This window comes from Psychrosphaera aestuarii, assembly GCF_017948405.1.
In the GTDB taxonomy this organism is placed as follows: Bacteria; Pseudomonadota; Gammaproteobacteria; order Enterobacterales; family Alteromonadaceae; genus Psychrosphaera; species Psychrosphaera aestuarii.
Genome location: NZ_CP072844.1, coordinates 761,099 through 778,721, shown reverse-complemented (window position 1 = coordinate 778,721; position 17,623 = coordinate 761,099). Strand labels below are relative to the sequence as shown.

At 40.3% G+C, this 17,623-nt stretch carries 15 protein-coding genes; 7 read left to right on the top strand and 8 right to left on the bottom strand.

Annotation, left to right across the window (positions count from 1 at the left end):
* Window positions 1-2: 2 nt before the first annotated feature.
* The 3 genes from J9318_RS03555 to hutI all read right to left on the bottom strand — a co-directional run bounded on the left by J9318_RS03555 (window position 3) and on the right by hutI (window position 3,614).
* Window positions 3-524 carry a paraquat-inducible protein A gene (locus tag J9318_RS03555; RefSeq protein ID WP_210561242.1) on the bottom strand — a complete coding sequence of 174 codons (522 nt, stop codon included), beginning with the start codon at window positions 522-524 and terminating at the stop codon, window positions 3-5.
* Between the two features lie 170 nt (window positions 525-694).
* On the bottom strand, window positions 695-2,302 hold the full coding sequence (pckA, locus tag J9318_RS03550) for a phosphoenolpyruvate carboxykinase (ATP) (RefSeq protein WP_210561240.1): 1,608 nt from the start codon (window positions 2,300-2,302) through the stop codon (window positions 695-697).
* Window positions 2,303-2,369: 67 nt separating this feature from the next.
* Window positions 2,370-3,614, bottom strand: a complete 1,245-nt coding sequence (hutI, locus tag J9318_RS03545; protein ID WP_210561235.1) for an imidazolonepropionase — start codon at window positions 3,612-3,614, stop codon at window positions 2,370-2,372.
* Between the two features lie 118 nt (window positions 3,615-3,732).
* On the opposite strand from hutI, the gene hutC reads away from it, so the two are divergent.
* The 7 genes from hutC (at window position 3,733) to J9318_RS03510 (ending at window position 11,737) form a co-directional block, all read left to right on the top strand.
* Window positions 3,733-4,440 carry a histidine utilization transcriptional repressor HutC gene (gene hutC, locus J9318_RS03540; protein ID WP_210561233.1) on the top strand — a complete coding sequence of 236 codons (708 nt, stop codon included), beginning with the start codon at window positions 3,733-3,735 and terminating at the stop codon, window positions 4,438-4,440.
* Window positions 4,441-4,576: 136 nt separating this feature from the next.
* A complete protein-coding gene (gene hutU / locus J9318_RS03535; protein ID WP_210561228.1) occupies window positions 4,577-6,274 on the top strand; it encodes a urocanate hydratase in 1,698 nt (565 codons plus the stop codon).
* Complete coding sequence (gene hutH, locus J9318_RS03530; RefSeq protein WP_210561227.1) at window positions 6,274-7,791, top strand: histidine ammonia-lyase; 1,518 nt, start codon at window positions 6,274-6,276, stop codon at window positions 7,789-7,791. Before hutU ends, hutH begins: the two co-directional genes overlap by 1 nt.
* Window positions 7,792-7,909: 118 nt before the next feature.
* Window positions 7,910-8,851 (top strand): LPP20 family lipoprotein, encoded by a 942-nt coding sequence (locus J9318_RS03525; RefSeq protein ID WP_210561225.1) that lies wholly within the window; start codon window positions 7,910-7,912, stop codon window positions 8,849-8,851.
* Window positions 8,852-8,931: 80 nt separating this feature from the next.
* A complete protein-coding gene (locus tag J9318_RS03520) occupies window positions 8,932-9,594 on the top strand; it encodes a PLP-dependent aminotransferase family protein (RefSeq protein ID WP_210561219.1) in 663 nt (220 codons plus the stop codon).
* Between the two features lie 31 nt (window positions 9,595-9,625).
* Entirely contained in the window at window positions 9,626-10,756 is a 1,131-nt protein-coding gene (locus tag J9318_RS03515; RefSeq protein ID WP_244731858.1) for a hypothetical protein, read from the top strand.
* A gap of 21 nt (window positions 10,757-10,777) precedes the next feature.
* Window positions 10,778-11,737 carry a hypothetical protein gene (locus J9318_RS03510; protein WP_210561215.1) on the top strand — a complete coding sequence of 320 codons (960 nt, stop codon included), beginning with the start codon at window positions 10,778-10,780 and terminating at the stop codon, window positions 11,735-11,737.
* Window positions 11,738-11,770: 33 nt separating this feature from the next.
* Here J9318_RS03510 and J9318_RS03505 read toward each other — a convergent pair whose 3' ends face one another.
* The 5 genes from J9318_RS03505 to glnA all read right to left on the bottom strand — a co-directional run bounded on the left by J9318_RS03505 (window position 11,771) and on the right by glnA (window position 17,413).
* Window positions 11,771-12,631, bottom strand: a complete 861-nt coding sequence (locus tag J9318_RS03505) for a PEP-CTERM sorting domain-containing protein (RefSeq protein ID WP_210561213.1) — start codon at window positions 12,629-12,631, stop codon at window positions 11,771-11,773.
* Window positions 12,632-12,757: 126 nt separating this feature from the next.
* Window positions 12,758-14,170 (bottom strand): nitrogen regulation protein NR(I), encoded by a 1,413-nt coding sequence (gene ntrC, locus J9318_RS03500; RefSeq protein WP_210561211.1) that lies wholly within the window; start codon window positions 14,168-14,170, stop codon window positions 12,758-12,760.
* Window positions 14,163-15,272 carry a nitrogen regulation protein NR(II) gene (glnL, locus tag J9318_RS03495; RefSeq protein WP_210561209.1) on the bottom strand — a complete coding sequence of 370 codons (1,110 nt, stop codon included), beginning with the start codon at window positions 15,270-15,272 and terminating at the stop codon, window positions 14,163-14,165. Before glnL ends, ntrC begins: the two co-directional genes overlap by 8 nt.
* A gap of 78 nt (window positions 15,273-15,350) precedes the next feature.
* Window positions 15,351-15,878 (bottom strand): DUF4124 domain-containing protein, encoded by a 528-nt coding sequence (locus J9318_RS03490; RefSeq protein WP_210561203.1) that lies wholly within the window; start codon window positions 15,876-15,878, stop codon window positions 15,351-15,353.
* 128 nt (window positions 15,879-16,006) lie between these two features.
* Window positions 16,007-17,413: a glutamate--ammonia ligase gene (gene glnA / locus J9318_RS03485; RefSeq protein ID WP_210561198.1), complete on the bottom strand. Its 1,407-nt coding sequence runs from the start codon at window positions 17,411-17,413 to the stop codon at window positions 16,007-16,009.
* Window positions 17,414-17,623: the final 210 nt, after the last annotated feature.

Genomic DNA, 17,623 nt, shown 5'->3' with positions numbered 1-17,623 from the left:
CGCTATAGGTTAATAGGCGACTCTTGTGAGTCGTCTTTTTTATTGGCAACACGCACCACTAAATGAGTTACCGCCATTGTAAGTAAAACCGAAATGCCAAATACATACAAACCTTGGTGAGTTTGAATATTAACAAAGGCACCTAACTTAACCGTCACAATCAAAATAGCAACCACCATCACATCAAGCATGGCCCAGCGTCCGTAGTCGTGCATAAGGTTCAATAATCGTTTGGTTTTATTTAAATATTCTAACTTCTCAAAACTGAGCAAAAGATAAAACAGCACACCTAGCTTTAACAATGGTAGCAGCACACTCAAACTCAGGATCACAACAAATAAAAAATATCGCCCCTCGGTAAACAAGTCGTAGATACCTGACGCGATAGAAAAAGTATTATCCAAAAAGATAAACTTACTCACCGTCATGATTGGCATAGACAATCCTAATAAAAACAATCCAGTTGTTAATATTAATAACGTTAAAAGGCTATAGCGATATCGCTTTGATGATAAACCTTGCACGCGTGCTCCTAATTTAACTTATGAATATGATGTTAGTAGAGAGAAGTAACAAACCGGCATAAAAAAAGCCAGTCTTTAGACCGGCTTTAATTATCAATTTACTAATATAGCTTAACAAATAATTTGAAAAGCTTGCTGCGAAAGACACGCATTAAGCATGCCTGTTCCGCTTATAGCTGTGGACCTGCTGCTACTAGTTCAGCGCCGTCTTCTAAATCAGTATATTGTTCAAAGTACTTAATGAAACGACCAGCAAGGTCTTCCGCTTTTTCAGTCCACTCGGCTTCATTCGCGTATGTATCACGAGGGTCTAAAATTGCAGGGTTAACACCTTCAAGTTCAGTTGGTACTTCTAAGTTAAAAATTGGTACGTTTTTAGTTGGCGCTTTTTCGATTGAGCCATCTAAAATACGGTCAATGATTGCACGCGTATCTTTTATAGAAATACGTTTGCCAGAACCATTCCAACCTGTGTTTACTAAGTAAGCTTCTGCACCAGCATCGTTCATACGCTTCACTAAGACTTCAGCATATTGTAATGGGTGTAAAGTTAAAAACGCTTTACCAAAACACGCAGAGAACGTTGGTTGAGGTTCAGTAATACCACGCTCAGTACCTGCTAATTTAGCGGTAAAGCCTGATAGGAAGTGATATTTAGTTTGTGCATCTGTTAATTTAGACACTGGCGGTAATACACCAAACGCATCAGCAGATAAGAATATAACTTTCTTAGCATGACCCGCTTTTGATACCGGCTTAACAATGTTATCAATGTGGTATAGAGGATAAGATACACGAGTATTTTGAGTAACCGAACCATCTGTAAAATCTATAACGCCATTTTCATCTACCGCAACGTTTTCTAACAACGCATCACGACGAATAGCTTTATAAATATCAGGCTCGCTTTCTTTATCCAAGTCGATAGTTTTAGCATAACAACCACCTTCGAAGTTAAAGATGCCATCGTCATCCCAACCATGCTCATCATCACCAATTAGCTCACGCTTAGGGTCGGTTGATAAGGTTGTTTTACCTGTACCAGATAAACCGAAGAAAATAGCGGTGTCACCATCTTTACCAACGTTTGCAGAACAGTGCATTGATGCCATGCCTTGCAGAGGAAGGTAGTAGTTCATCATCGCGAACATACCTTTCTTCATTTCACCGCCGTACCAAGTACCGCCAATGATCTGCATTTTTTCAGTCATGTTAAATACAGTGAATACTTCTGAGTTCATGCCGTGCTTTTCAAAGTCTGGGTTAGACGTTTTTGAGCCGTTCATAACCACAAAGTCTGGATCGCCGTAGGTCGCTAATTCTTCTTCAGTAGGACGGATAAACATGTTTTTAACAAAGTGGGCCTGCCAAGCAACTTCTGTAATGAAGCGCACTTTTAAGCGAACTTTTGCATTTGCACCACAAAATGTATCAACAACAAATAAGCGCTTACCAGAAAGTTGCTTTGAAACTAAACCTTTAAGGTCAGTCCAAACCGCTGGGTCTAATGGCTTGTTATCATTTGGTGCTTGTTCTGAATTCCACCAAACGGTATCTCGTGAAACATCATCCAATACAATGTATTTATCTTTAGGTGAACGACCTGTAAATACACCTGTGTTTACGTTAACTGCGCCTAGCTCAGTTACGGTTCCCTTTTCATAACCTGATAATTCAGATTTCGTTTCTTCTGCAAACAAAGTCTCGTAAGACGGATTATGCAAGATTTCAGTCGGCTCATTAATGCCATAACGAGATAAGTCGATAGTTGTTGTCATATTTACATCACCAAAGTTTTGTTCGCATTTACGCCATAATTAAACGACGACGAGTTAAAGTAATTCGTTATAAAAAGCAGGTTTGCCCGCGAATCCACATTCGCGTTAACGGGTTTATCCCGAATGTATAGCTAAGTTCTGCAGGGTGTTTTATATCCCATAAACAAAAATCAGCTCTGTAGCCTACTTTTAATGCTCCAACTTTGTCTAAACCCAACGCTTTTGCTGCATTACAAGTAACACCGAGTAAAGACTCTTCTGGTGTTAATTTAAAATGAGTACAGGCCAAACTAAGCATTAACTTTAATGAACATAGTGGCGAAGACCCCGGGTTGTAATCACTACCTATCGCCATTGGGACGTTTAATTCCCTTAATATTTTGATTGGTGGCAGCTGCGTTTCAGACAAAGAATGAAAGGCACCTGGTAATAATACAGGAATGGTTACAGAATGGGATAGTTTTATACAATCTTTTTCAGATAAATACTCTACATGATCCGCAGACAAGCCCTCCATGTCGATGACTAAACCCGTACCACCACTATCGCTTAGCTGTTCTGCGTGCAATTTAACCGGCAAATTATATTTTTTTGCTGCGTCAAAAAGTTTTTTGATCTGTTCTGTACTAAATCCAATATTTTCACAAAAACCATCAACCGCATCGACTAAGTCTTGTTCAACAAGTGCTGGTAAAGTATCCGTAATGAGATAATCAATATAACCATCTGGATCATTTTTAAATTCTGGAGGAACCGCATGTGCCCCCAAAAACGTACGTCGGATTTCTACAGGAAAAGACTGCTCAAGCGCTTGTGCAACTTTTAACATCTTAATCTCTGTTTCTGTATTTAAACCATATCCAGACTTTATTTCGATGCAAGTTACACCTTCTTTCATCAAGGTATTCACTCGGGTTTCGGCTAACGCCAATAACTCATCAAAAGAAGCTTCTCGTGTTGCGTTAACCGTACTTAAAATACCACCGCCCTGTTCGGCAATTTCTTTATAACTCATACCGTTTAAGCGTTTTTCAAACTCATCAGCTCGGCTACCTGCAAACACTAAGTGCGTGTGACAATCAATAAGCCCTGGCGATAGGAATTGGCCTTGGCCATCAACCACGTTTTTACAAGGTATGTCTGGCAAATCCGTCGCTTGACCTAGCCAGCTAATTTCCCCGTTTAATACAGCAATCGCTGCATCATTTATAAGCCCATAGGCCTGGTGGTGCGTTTTTTTGTCCATTGTTAATAAGTGAACATTTTTTATAACTAAGTCAAACGTTTGCGGTAATGCTTCAGAATTTTTCATTAAACAACCTTGACGATCTTTGAGGTTATGAATTACTTTAAGTTGTATATACAGGTTTAGTGTGTCACCTTTTATAAAAGGTTTCAATCAGCCAATAACAACTAGATGGTAGCGCAAGATGACAGCAAAGTTTGAACAAATTAAAAAGTACATTCTAGAAAAAATTGAATCTGGCGAGTGGCAAGAAAACGCCCTTGTACCCTCTGAGAATAAATTAGCTGATGATTTTGCAGTTAGCAGAATGACAGCACGGCGAGCCGTTGAAGAGCTGAGCCAACAAGGCATTCTAAACCGAACTAAAGGTTCAGGTACCTACGTGGCTTCTCTTAAAGGCCAAGGGTCTATGTTTGAAATTAAAGACATCGCCGATGAAATTACCGCTCGTGGCCACCAGCACAAAGCCACCGTTATTGAATTGGAAACTATTCAGGCTATTGCTCCCATTGCTATTGCACTCGATGTAGAAGTGGACTCAGAAGTTTTTCGTTCTGTTATTGTCCATTTTGACAATGATAAAGCCGTACAAGTTGAAGAACGCTTTATTAACCCAAAGGCCGCGCCTGACTATTTGTCACAAGACTTCACGAGCACCTCACCGCATGAATATTTATCACACGTCGCTCCTCTCACTGAAGCGCGTCATACCATTGAGGCTGTTGCGCCAACTGAACAAGTTTGTGAATGGTTACAGCTTTTTAATCAAGAACCCTGTTTGCAATTGATCCGCCGTACGTCGAGTAAAAATAACGTCGTTTGTTTTGCTCGAATTATATATCCAGGTTCTAGCTACCGCCTTGGTGGCCAGCTCACCTTTGGCAAGCACTAATACAAATACAAATACAAATACAAATACAAATACAAATACAAATACAAATACAAATACAAATACAAATACAAATACAAATACAAATACAAATACAAATACAAATACAAATACAAAAAATTATAAAAGAGAATACATCATGTCAAATCAACGTTTCGATTCTACGCGCGTCATTCGCGCCCCTCGCGGAACTGAAATCACCGCGAAGTCTTGGCAAACAGAAGCCGCAAAGCGCATGTTAATGAACAACCTAGACGAAGAAGTTGCAGAGCATCCGCAAAACTTAGTGGTGTATGGCGGGATTGGCCGTGCAGCAAGAGATTGGCCATCATTCGACAAAATCGTAGAAGTGTTAGATCAACTGGAAGATCATCAAACTTTATTAGTTCAGTCAGGTAAACCAGTGGGCGTGTTTAATACACACAACAACGCCCCTAGAGTATTAATTGCGAACTCTAATTTAGTACCACATTGGGCAAACTGGGAACACTTTAACGAGCTCGATAAGCAAGGCCTTATGATGTACGGCCAAATGACAGCAGGCTCTTGGATTTATATTGGCTCGCAGGGCATTGTTCAAGGTACCTACGAAACCTTTGTTGCCATGGCAAAACAACATTTTAATGGTGACGCTTCTGGCCGCTGGGTTTTAACTGGTGGCCTTGGTGGAATGGGTGGTGCACAGCCTCTAGCGGCAACAATGGCGGGATACGCAGCACTCGTTGTTGAATGTGACGAATCACGAATCGACTTCCGTTTACGTACTGGCTATGTTGATAAAAAAGCCACAACGTTAGATGAAGCTTTGTCCATGATTGATGAGGCGGTCGCAAATAAACAGGCTGTGTCGGTAGGTTTACTTGGCAACGCAGCAGAAATATTCCCTGAATTGGTCACGCGCGGCATCACACCTGATGTGGTCACCGACCAAACTTCTGCTCACGACCCATTAAATGGATACTTGCCTCTAGGCTGGAGCATGGAACATGCCGCAGAAATGCGCAAAAAAGATGAAGCTGCTGTTGTCAAAGCCGCTAAGCAGTCAATGGCGAAACAAGTCCAAGCCATGTTAGACCTTCAAGCCGCAGGTGCCGCAACAACAGACTACGGCAATAACATTCGTCAAATGGCGCTAGAAGAAGGCGTAACGAATGCCTTTGACTTCCCTGGTTTTGTGCCCGCCTATGTTCGCCCATTATTTTGTGAAGGTATTGGTCCATTCCGTTGGGTTGCGTTATCAGGCGATCCTGAAGACATCTATAAAACCGACGCCAAAGTAAAAGAACTGATCCCTGATAACCTGCACTTACATAATTGGTTAGATATGGCCAGAGAGCGTATTCAATTCCAAGGTTTACCAGCACGTATTTGTTGGATTGGATTAAAAGATCGCGCTCGAATCGCCAAAGCCTTTAACGACATGGTGAAAAGCGGCGAGTTATCGGCTCCCATAGTGATTGGTCGTGATCACTTAGACTCAGGTTCAGTCGCGAGCCCAAATAGAGAAACCGAAGCCATGTTAGACGGATCAGATGCGGTTTCAGACTGGCCTTTATTAAACGCATTATTAAATACCGCAGGTGGGGCAACTTGGGTTTCCTTACATCATGGCGGTGGTGTTGGCATGGGCTTTAGCCAGCACTCCGGTGTAGTCATCGTTGCCGACGGTACTGCAGAAGCGGAGCAAAGATTGGCAAACGTCCTTTGGAACGACCCAGCCACAGGCGTTATGCGACATGCCGATGCGGGTTACGACATCGCAATTAATTGTGCAAAAGAACAAGGTTTAAACTTACCGTCGCTGGAAAATGACGCGGTAGCTAAGGAAGTAAAATAATGAACAAATTAGTACTTACACCAGGGACGTTAGACCTTGATACACTTCGTAAAATTTACGATGCGCCCGTTCAACTTAGTCTTGATGAGTCTTGCAAAGACGCTATTAATAAAAGCCAACAAGCGGTGCAAAAAGTTATCGATGAAGACAGAGTCGTTTATGGAATTAATACCGGCTTTGGTTTATTGGCCAATACACGAATCTCAAAACAAGAATTGCAAATTCTACAACGCAAAATCGTATTGTCGCATGCAGCCGGTACTGGCGAGTACTTAAGTGACAATGTCATTCGATTGATGCTGGTGCTTAAAATCAACTCACTAGCTCGCGGATTTTCTGGCATTAGATTATCGGTTATCGAAGCATTAATTAGCTTGGTCAATAATGAGGTGTACCCTTGCGTCCCAGCTAAAGGCTCAGTAGGCGCATCCGGCGATTTAGCGCCACTGGCTCACTTAGTATTACCGTTGTTGGGCGAAGGCGTCGTTAGAATCAATGGCGATATTGTTCACTCAGAACAAGGTATAAAAAAAGCTGGTTTATCGGCAATAGAACTGGCGCCTAAAGAAGGTTTAGCATTATTAAATGGCACCCAAACCTCTACGGCGTTAGCATTAAAAGGTTACTTTTTAGCACAAGACTTATTAGCATCTTCTATTATGATTGGCGCAACAACGGTAGAAGCAGCGCTTGGCTCTCGTTCCCCTTTTGATGAAAGAATCCATTTAGCTCGCGGTCAGCAAGGTCAAATCGACATTGCGGCGGCATTTAGAAAAGTATTAACTGAAACATCGGGTGTTGGCGCATCACACATTCAATGCGACAAAGTCCAAGACCCTTATTCATTAAGATGTCAGCCTCAAGTATTAGGGGCATGTTTACAGCAAATCCGTCACGCCGGCGATATTTTAAAAACCGAAGCAAACGGTGTAACAGACAATCCACTCGTTTTTTTACACGATGATGGCGCTGACATTATTTCAGGTGGTAACTTCCATGCTGAGCCGGTCGCTATGGTGGCGGATAACTTAGCCATTGCGATTTCAGAAATTGGCGCGCTTTCAGAGCGTCGAATGGCCATGTTAATCGACTCGAACCTAAGCAAGTTACCTCCATTTTTAGTGGATAACGGCGGAGTAAACTCAGGTTTCATGATTGCCCAAGTTACGTCTGCGGCTTTAGCATCTGAAAACAAGAGCTACGCTCATCCAGCTTCAGTTGATAGCTTACCAACCAGTGCAAACCAAGAAGATCACGTTTCTATGGCCACCTTTGCGGCAAGAAGATTACAAGACATGGCAGACAATACTTTTGCGATCTTAGCGGTTGAATGGTTAGCTGCGTGCCAAGGTTTGGATTTCAGAGCGCCGCACAAGTCATCGGCGATGGTAGAGGAAGGCAAGGCTAGATTGCGTGCTGTCGTCCCGTTTTATGATGAAGATCGTTATTTTGCGCCTGATATTGAACATGCCAAGCAATTGCTTGAACAACGCGTTCTCGCCGAGTTACTTCACTAAAATTATGCTAAATTAACAAGGCAATACACATCTTGTTAAGAAACTTTATGAGTCTTGCATTGACTAACTTTGTAAGACTCATTAATTTGGCAGAATAACATTAATACAGGCGGATTTTATGCACAAAACTCTATGGATGGTCCTTAGTCTAATCGTTATAACCGCCTGCTCCTCAACATTTCCTGATTGGTCAATTTCACCACCACAGGATACTTCAAATTTATTCATCACTACGGGTAGTGGCAATAACTTAGAGTCAGCAAAATCAAATGCCTTAGAGCAATTAAGCAACCGACTCATCGTTGATGTTGCAAATACAACACTCACTAACAATGTAAAAAACGCACAAAACCAAGTGACTCAAAGCATTGAGAGTTATGGTGTGCTTAATTCAGAACAATTTAGTTTTATTAACGCGACAGTGTTAAAAAGCCAACAAGTTAACGGCGTTGTTCACGTGTTAATGCAAGTTGATAAAAAAAGTGTCTTTGACTCAATTCATAATTATTTAGACATTCAAGTTGTGCCATTAATAATGAGCAATCAAGACTCAGCTCAGATAATTAGTAACGGTGTCTTGTTGTGGCCACAACTCACTAAAGTAGAAAAGTATGTGTCTTTGCTTACACAGCACAACCAAGACAAGCGTTTTATAAAAAGTCAGTTAAGCAACTTTAAAGAACATTTTATAAACATACTTTCAGAAACAGATATATCGCTTGTTGTTGGCGCAACTCAAGCTCAACATAAGTCTCATCAACAGTCGTCACAACTCATTAATATTAATGACCGACTACAACTTCAATATCAATCGCTATTAACTAAAAAGCCAAATGCCAGCAACAAAGTAGAAATAATTATTTTAGGCCCGACGATTTCGTATTTTGACCAAGCACCCATTCATGCAGTAAAAATAGAGGCACAGCAAGTTGTTACTTATAATAAAAAAATTGTCGTGCAACGACCTATTACCGCTTTTGAATTAGGTGATAATAAAGACAGCGTTATGGTTGCTGCACAAAACAACTTTGTTAATCAATTATCATTAGGCAGTAAATAAGTACGATGTGGCGGACACACCAAAACCTTTTTCAAATAGTCGTGGTTACAATCGCGCTTTTTGGGTTGTCTGGGTGTGCAATGCAGACACAAGTCAACCAATTTGGCGAATCGTTTGTCGCGTTTGGTGAGCACCAGCTGTTAACTAAGGAGCAAGCTCGAAAATTAGACCGTGACCAGCGAGTAACTAGAATAGACAACGACATGAAAAAAGTCGGGTTTCGCCATCATGCCGTTTCACCGATTTTCGACAGTGTTAGTCAGGCTATCCTGAGTGTGTTTAGAAATCAGCGTAGCCTTTTAAAAAAATACAAAATACTGGTAGATAATCATCGTGACGTTATGTCATTTGTAATGGCTAACAAAGACAAAACGCCGCAGGAGCTTAAAATCGAAGCTGAAAGATTTGATCGGCGACATTCAAATAATAAAGAGAAAATAGCCACAAAACTTAAAGAGTATCAAGCAGCGAGCAATAGCATTCAAGCTGAAAATGCACGCTTGGCTGCAGAGTTAGTTCTACTAGGCGCTCGTTTATCTCTTATTCTAAGAGATAATTTTGAGGAGATGCTCAAGCTAGAAGGCATCGCCATGTTATTAAATGCACACCGGACAAATCAAGGTTTTGAACTGGCCCAAGCTCGTATTCACATGACTCGTGTTGCCAACGAATTTATTGAAGAAGAAAAATCAGTCATTGAAATAACAAAAGAAATTCAGAAAATATTAGACACCAAACTATGATTGTCACAACAGATAGTATTAGGGAATGAACATGAAATTACTTGTATTAACAGCCGTATTAACACTAACAGGCTGCGCGAGCCAAACAATACAATATCCGGCCGAACAAACGAAAACTTCGGCACCAACATCAAAGCTATCATTAATGCGTATCGCCAAAAGCGCCTATGATTTTGAAGATAAAGACATTCAAGTTCCTGCCAACTTTGATACCCAAGGCTTACAATTTTGTGATGATGACTTTCAACTAGAAAAGAGTGCTTGTCCATTAGATAAAAAAGCAATTCGAATTTATTTTGGCGATAACCAAATAAACAGCAAGTTTGCTTCTGAGTCTGCCGCGTTGACAAAGCTAAATAACCAAACATTAGGACTGATGTTAGAGAGTCAACTAGCGGGTGTTAATCGTTTTAAAATCGTCACAAACGATGACGATGTGATCAATGCAGAAAAGCAAAAACAATTTACTGAACAAGATATAAAAACCGTCGCTGAACTTAACAAAAACAGCAAAGTATTGCGTCCAGACTATGCCGTAAAAATAGATACGATTAAAACCGCGGACCGATTTTATGGTGAGCATAACGGGTTGGCTCAATACCAGATAGAAATGACAACCAGTGTGATTGACCCTTATACCAAACAAAAACTAGCATATCCGAACCTTGGTAAAATTAGAGTAAAAGGTACTGACGTTCGTAGCAAAGAGTCTCTTGTATACACAGAAGTGAACAACCGCTATTACACTGGGTTTGACTATTCTAATCAAGATAACGTTCAAGCTGTTTTTAATTCCATGGCGTCAAAAGCGTTTGACGTGTTGTTATCACGCTTATTAATCGAGATGCCATCAAGTGCTCAAGTCGTTGCTTTTAAAAACAACCAAGTTACTTTAGATAGAGGTCGCAACGCAGGTATTTTGAATAACGAAACAATGATTTTATTTCAATACCAACAAGGGTTTGTTGAGCCTATCGCCGTCGCAACGGTAAAACCTTCTAGCAACAGTGCTATTGCACAAATCGTTAAATGGAAAAACACCGATATTGCCGAAAAAATAAAAGACAAAGCAGATGGTAAAATTTACCAAACACCAATGAATCAGCGCGTGTTTGCAGTCTCGGTTGGTTTACCGCAAGATTATGTCGATAACCGACTGTAAGTTATAAAAGGAAAGCGCGCAGTGATAATTCACCCATTTAAGCAGAAAGTAAGAAATTATATAGGGCTGGCTGGATTGGCTTTGATGGCTGGGGCTGCATCGGCGAACACTGTAGATATCAAAGTGCAACCGTCACCACGCGCATTTTTAATAGCAACCAACATTTGTATGTATGGTGCGTCAAATGCTTCGGCTTTAAAAGAATACAGCTTACAACTTGTTAAAAAGCAGTTCTTTGTCGATAAAAGCGATATTGAACAACAGCTACAAAAAAAATATGGCGTTACCCAATCTCAAGCTGAGCAACTGGTAATTGGTTCCGCGTTTAAATCCGACACCATAAATTTACAACAAAATATCAAAAAAATAGGCAACGAGTTATGTGGCACGGCTAACACAGAACTCACAATCAATCTTGATGAAGATATCAGTGCCTTAATTCCATTTTCTACGCCACGTAAATACCACTGGATTGCTACAGAAGCGGAACACAATCTGAACGTTAAAAACATACTATCCCAATATAAATGGCCAAAAAATGACGTCTGGATAAACGCTGCAACAACAGAGGTAACAACATTAATCGACGACAATATTACAAAAAACTATTACCTGTTTGATACAGACAAGTACTTAGCTTTTATTAATGAACGGAATAAAACCGTGTATGTCAACGTTGCTGATAAGCATCGAAATGCAATCAACCAGTATTTAAGTGACTATGGCTTCGAAGTGCAAATGAATCCCGAATCTGCTTATTGGCATTTAAATTTAACTGTATTGCCAAATCTAGAAAACGTCCTTGTTAATCTAGAAATAAAAAGTGAATCTGAGACCATTAATCTGGAAAGTGATGCTATCCCCTTTAGCCTCAGTAAATCTAATGCTAACGCTTCAAATGACGCCCAACTAAACAAGCTAATTAAAGTTCATTTGACCATGATGGATCTTTCGGGGCGACTTAGTTTTCAAGCTAAGTAATCGTGCTCTAAAATGAGAGTACGGATGCAATCTTTAACACCTTAACCTTCTAGCAAAACCTAATAAAGACAGTGACATAATGAGTAACGTACCTGGCTCACTAACACTAGTTGTCGGGTTGTCTGGTAAGTCAGGTGTTGAAGTTAAAAGCCCAGTGCCATTGATTCGAATATTACTAAAGCCAAACCCTTCTGTGCCACCATCGGCATTTGCTTGCATTCGCAATCTTAAAGTACTGCCTTCACCTGCGATATATGAGGAATATTGACTAAAATTATTTGTTAAATTAAATGAGAATGGGCTGTTTGCGCTGCGGATACTTATGGGATCGTTAAGCATACGCTGATTACCGTTTACCATAGTGTAATTTAGTGCTTGAGAGGTTTCCGCATTAAACGCAAATAGCGTTGAAAAGGGCCCATCATCAATGGCATAAGTTAAAGAATAAGTATCACTCGCTTCAAAGTCACCCATTGCCGCAAAGTCTATATCTACCGATAGATTATTATAATTGGCAATATTGAATCCCCACTCAGCCTCCGCATCACCAGATGGATTACTTGAATTTAGGGTGTCGGATATGCCAAAAAACGCATAGTCTGATGCCGGCATCACTAAACCAAAGTTATCGAGTAAACCTTGACCACTTAAGTCTATTAAACCATCAGGTACATTATTAGTTGAGCCAAACGAGCTTTGGTATTTAGCAAATGCATCTTGAGCACTTGAGAATTGACCCGCCGCATTATTTTGATAATACGTGAGTCCAAGTGAGGCGTTTAAATCGCCGTTTAATAAGTCGTATCCAATAAGTTCAGCTTGAGCTGTTGATATGCCGCCACACAATGAGCAAAATAATAGTACAGGTAATTCTTTTTTAAGAAGTTTTTTCATTTTAGTTCCCTATTCGTTATTGAATAAAGAACTTAGTAAGTTAGCAGCAAGAATGCAAAAAAAACGGCGTAATTCTGTACCTGAACCTTTTAAAAATCAAACACTTAAGAAACCAACTTTGTCTCTCTACAGCTTCAAATCACGCATTTTTCGACTTATTGTGTTTCGTCCCCAACCAATTTTTTTTGCCGCCATTTGACGATGGCCATTACAGAAATTTAAAGTCGTGTTTATCAGCGACCGTTCAAAGTCCGCTTGGGCTTGCAAAATAATGTCATTATCACCGCGTTCCAAACGTTCCTTTAACCAACTCTCAAACACATTTGTCCACGCCTGTTCGTCTTCACTTATATCTGATGAAGTTGTTGCCTGGTTTTTGTTGGCCGTTATCATTTCCGGTGGCAGATCTTCAAATAGAATTTCTTTACCGCTGGCCATAACGGTTAACCATCGACAGGTATTTTCTAGCTGACGGACATTGCCTGGCCAATTGTAATTTTCTAAAAATTCTAACGCGGGTTTACTAATACTTTTGACCTCAACGGCCAATTCTTCTGCGGCTTTATATAAGAAATGACGGCAAAGTTTCGCGATATCTTGTTGGCGATCTTTTAACGCGGGAATATGAATTCGTATCACGTTTAAACGGTGAAATAAGTCTTCTCTAAACTTATTATCTAATACAAGTTGCTCTAAGTTTTGATGTGTTGCTGCAACAATTCTTACATCTACAGACACGGGTTCATGTCCGCCAACTCGGTAAAATTGTCCTTCAGCTAATACTCTTAATAGCCTAGTTTGCACATCAAGAGGCATATCACCAATTTCGTCTAAAAATAAAGTACCACCGTCTGCTTGTTCAAATCGTCCTTTTTTTGTTGCAGTTGCACCGGTAAAAGCGCCTTTTTCGTGACCAAACAACTCCGACTCTATTAACTCTTTTGGTATCGCCGCCATATTCAGCGCAACAAAAGTTTCTGAGGCTCTTGGACTATGTTTGTGTAATGCATGGGCTACAAGCTCTTTACCTGTGCCTGACTGACCATTAATAAGTACGCTAACGCTCGAACGAGATAAGCGACCAATCGCCCTAAATACCTCTTGCATTGCCGGCGCTTCACCAATAATTTCCGAGCCAGGTTTGCTCTCTTCTGGCTTATTTTTTTTAGCCAGGTTTTTACTATGTTCTACTGCTTTTTTTGCTAAAGAAACAGCATCATCAATATCAAATGGTTTTGGTAAATACTCAAAAGCACCGTGCTGAAATGCGTTAACCGCACTGTCTAAATCTGAATGTGCCGTCATGATCACAACGGGTAAGTCCGGGAATTGAAGCTGGATATTTTGCAGCAACTGCATACCGTCCATGTTAGGCATACGAATATCGGAAAATATCGCTTCAGGTTGCTCATGTTCAAGACGTTGTAATATTAGTTCGCCCGTCGCAAAAGACTCCACATTAAAGCCACCTTGACTCAAGGCTTTCTCCAATACCCAACGAATGGAGTTATCATCATCAACTACCCAAACTTTAACCATTGTGATTTTGCTCCGCTTCTTGTATTGGCAAATAAATTGAGAATTCAGTGTGTCCCGGCCAGCTATCAACCTCTATAACGCCTTTGTGTTGATCTATAAGTCGTTGGGAAATAGACAAGCCTAATCCATTGCCATCGGGTTTATCTGTGATCATTGGATAAAACAGCGTTGACTTAATTTGTTCTGATATGCCTGGTCCATTATCAATAATGGATATTTTGATCACTTTTTTAAATGTATTGCCATGTAAGATTTTACTGGCCTCAAAACGAGTTTTTATAGTTACGGCGCCTAACTCGTGGGCATTCCTATGCGAGTCTTGTGATGCTGCATATAAGGCGTTTTGAACGATATTTAATAAGGCTTGCTCTATCTGATTTGAATCAACTAGTATTTCCGGCAAGCTTGGATCGTAATCTTTTTTAATATTAATATGGTGGGTCAATTCAATTTGTACTAAGTTGCAAACCCGCTCCAAAATACTGTGAATATTTGTCGCACTTCGTTTCGGTGGTGTATTTGGGCCTAACAGTCGATCTACTAACTCTTTTAACCGATCAGATTGATCAATGATCATTTGCGTGTACTCTCGAAGTTCATCTGAATCTAAGCTTCGAGACAAAAGCTGTGCAGCGCCGCGTATCCCACCTAATGGATTTTTAATTTCATGTGCCAGTCCACGAATCAAATGTCGGGATGCACTAATATGGTGCTTATGAGCATTTTCACTATTAATTCGGCGAAGGTTGTCATTATCACGTATCTGCAATAAACACGCAGGTGCTCCATCAACCATAACGAGGTCGGCATTGACCTCTGAAATGACATGGCGTCCATCAATAAAAAACCACTCTACTTCATGGTCAGAAAAAGACTGTTGAGAACTCCATAATTGTTCAAACAGCCCTTCAGGAAAACTATGTTTGATAGGCAGTCTAAGTAACTGCTGAGAAATCAGCTTTTTACGTGTTTGGCCAAAAATAGTGGCAGCTTGCTGGTTTGCAAATATCACGCGTATATCACGATCCACTAAAACCACGGCGAGAGTAAGTTGCTCTAATATTTGTTCACTAATTGAAGATTGAATAGGATATTTACTCACCGTTAACACTCCGCACCATTATGGTGCATAGGACATTTAGTCTAAGTCATAATTCCTTTTGACTCAAAGCTAAATGCACTAATTTGGTGAATTAACTGACGCTCTGTGAAGAAAAAAGGTAACCGGCTTACTAACTGCAATAACCTTGCCTGATTCGTTCCAAACTTCCAATTGAACTCGGTGTTCACCACGATCAACATTTCTAAGAATAAAAACGGCAGATTTTTGAGGGCCTTTTACTTTTTTATCGTCTAGCTTCAGTACAACTGACAAACCGCGTTTAAAAGAGGGTTTAATTGCACCTGATATATATACTGAACCTGTATTATCTCTTATTGTTTCTTCCGCTGTTGGCTTAAGGATTTCAATAGATATCTTATTTTCGGCAGGATCTTTTTTGCCTTCCAAAATATTTGTATCAACGGATTTAATAATATTAGGTGTTGCATTCACATCCACTGTATCTGCATTAACGTCTGCAATTGGCGAATCAGAAAAAACCAATACACCCTCTGCGTTACGCCAAACGTAAATCTTTTTGTTGGCCGCTGCAAAGGTTTGAGTTGCAATTAGGCAAACCAAAAGCAGCAATACGAACTTCCTCATGTCCTCTCAACCTTATTAAGTATAGATAGTTAGAATTTAACCAATTTTGGGAAAATACACCAGAAAAAAAGCCCACTGATTAAAGTGGGCTTATTTTTTAGCTTTTAAAATTAAAAGTTAATTCTAGCTTATAAGCTGTAATACATTTCAAACTCAACCGGGTGAGTCGTCATGTTTAGCTTTTCAACTTCTTTACGCTTAAGTTCAATATAAGCATCAATCATGTCGTCTGTCATTACACCACCAGCCGTTAAGAAATCACGGTCTGCATCTAGCGCATTTAACGCCTCTTCTAAAGAAGAAGCTACTTGTGGGATTGCTGCAGCTTCTTCAGCTGGAAGATCATACAAGTCTTTATCCATTGCATCGCCAGGGTGTATCTTATTTTTGATACCGTCTAGGCCAGCCATTAACATAGACGTAAATGCTAAGTACGGGTTACCTGTTGGGTCAGGGAAACGTACTTCGATACGACGTGCCTTTGGCGAAGGTACTACTGGAATACGAATAGAAGCTGAACGGTTACGTGCAGAGTAAGCAAGCATTACTGGCGCTTCAAATCCTGGAACTAAACGCTTGTAAGAGTTTGTTGAAGCATTTGTAAACGCATTGATTGCTTTAGCATGCTTAATGATACCGCCAATGTAATAAAGTGCAGTTTCAGATAAACCACCATACTTATCACCAGCAAATAGGTTTTCGCCGCCTTTTTGTAATGATTGATGCACGTGCATACCAGAACCATTGTCACCAACGATTGGCTTAGGCATGAAAGTCGCTGTCTTGCCGTAAGCATGTGCCATGTTGTGCACAACATACTTATAAATTTGTACTTCGTCGGCTTTTAATACTAGCGTATTGAACAAAGTCGCGATTTCGTTTTGACCTGCTGTTGCTACTTCATGGTGATGCGCTTCAACCGTTAAGCCCATTTCTTCCATTACTAAACAAGTAGATGAACGCCAGTCATGTGATGAGTCAACTGGTGGTACTGGGAAATAACCGCCTTTAACCATCGGACGGTGACCCATGTTACCGTCTTCATAATGCTTATCAGAGTTCCATGCCGACTCGGCCGCATCAATTTTGTAAGACGAACCTGACATGTCTGTTTTAAATTTTACATCATCAAATACAAAAAACTCTGGCTCTGGACCAATGAAAACTTCATCTGCAATACCTTCAGCACGCATGTAATCTTCTGCACGACGAGCAACAGAGCGAGGGTCACGCTCATAACCTTGCATTGTAGTAGGCTCTACAATGTCACAACGAACGTTTAACGTTGTTTCTTCTGTGAATGGGTCTAAAACTGCTGAATCAGCATCTGGCATTAAAATCATGTCAGACTCATTAATTCCTTTCCAACCTGCAATTGAAGAGCCGTCGAACATTTTTCCGTCTTCAAAAAAGTCTTCATCGATTTGATGCGCCGGAATAGTCACATGCTGCTCTTTACCTATCGTGTCGGTAAAGCGTAAATCAATAAACTTAACTTCATTTTCTTTAATAAGGTTTAAAACCGAATCAGACATTTTTTTCTCCAGATGATAAATATTGTCTTTTTATAAACAACTCTTGTTGTCCTGTGCCCAACCAAGAGCTAATTTCGTGCCATAATAAAAGTTGTTTTAATTCAACAGCATAATACAAGCAGGGCGAATAAAAAAACAAGTACGCACCAAAATGGCACAACCAGTGCACCAAATTGATCCAAAAAGGTTCTTCTTTCGCCAACAAAAGTG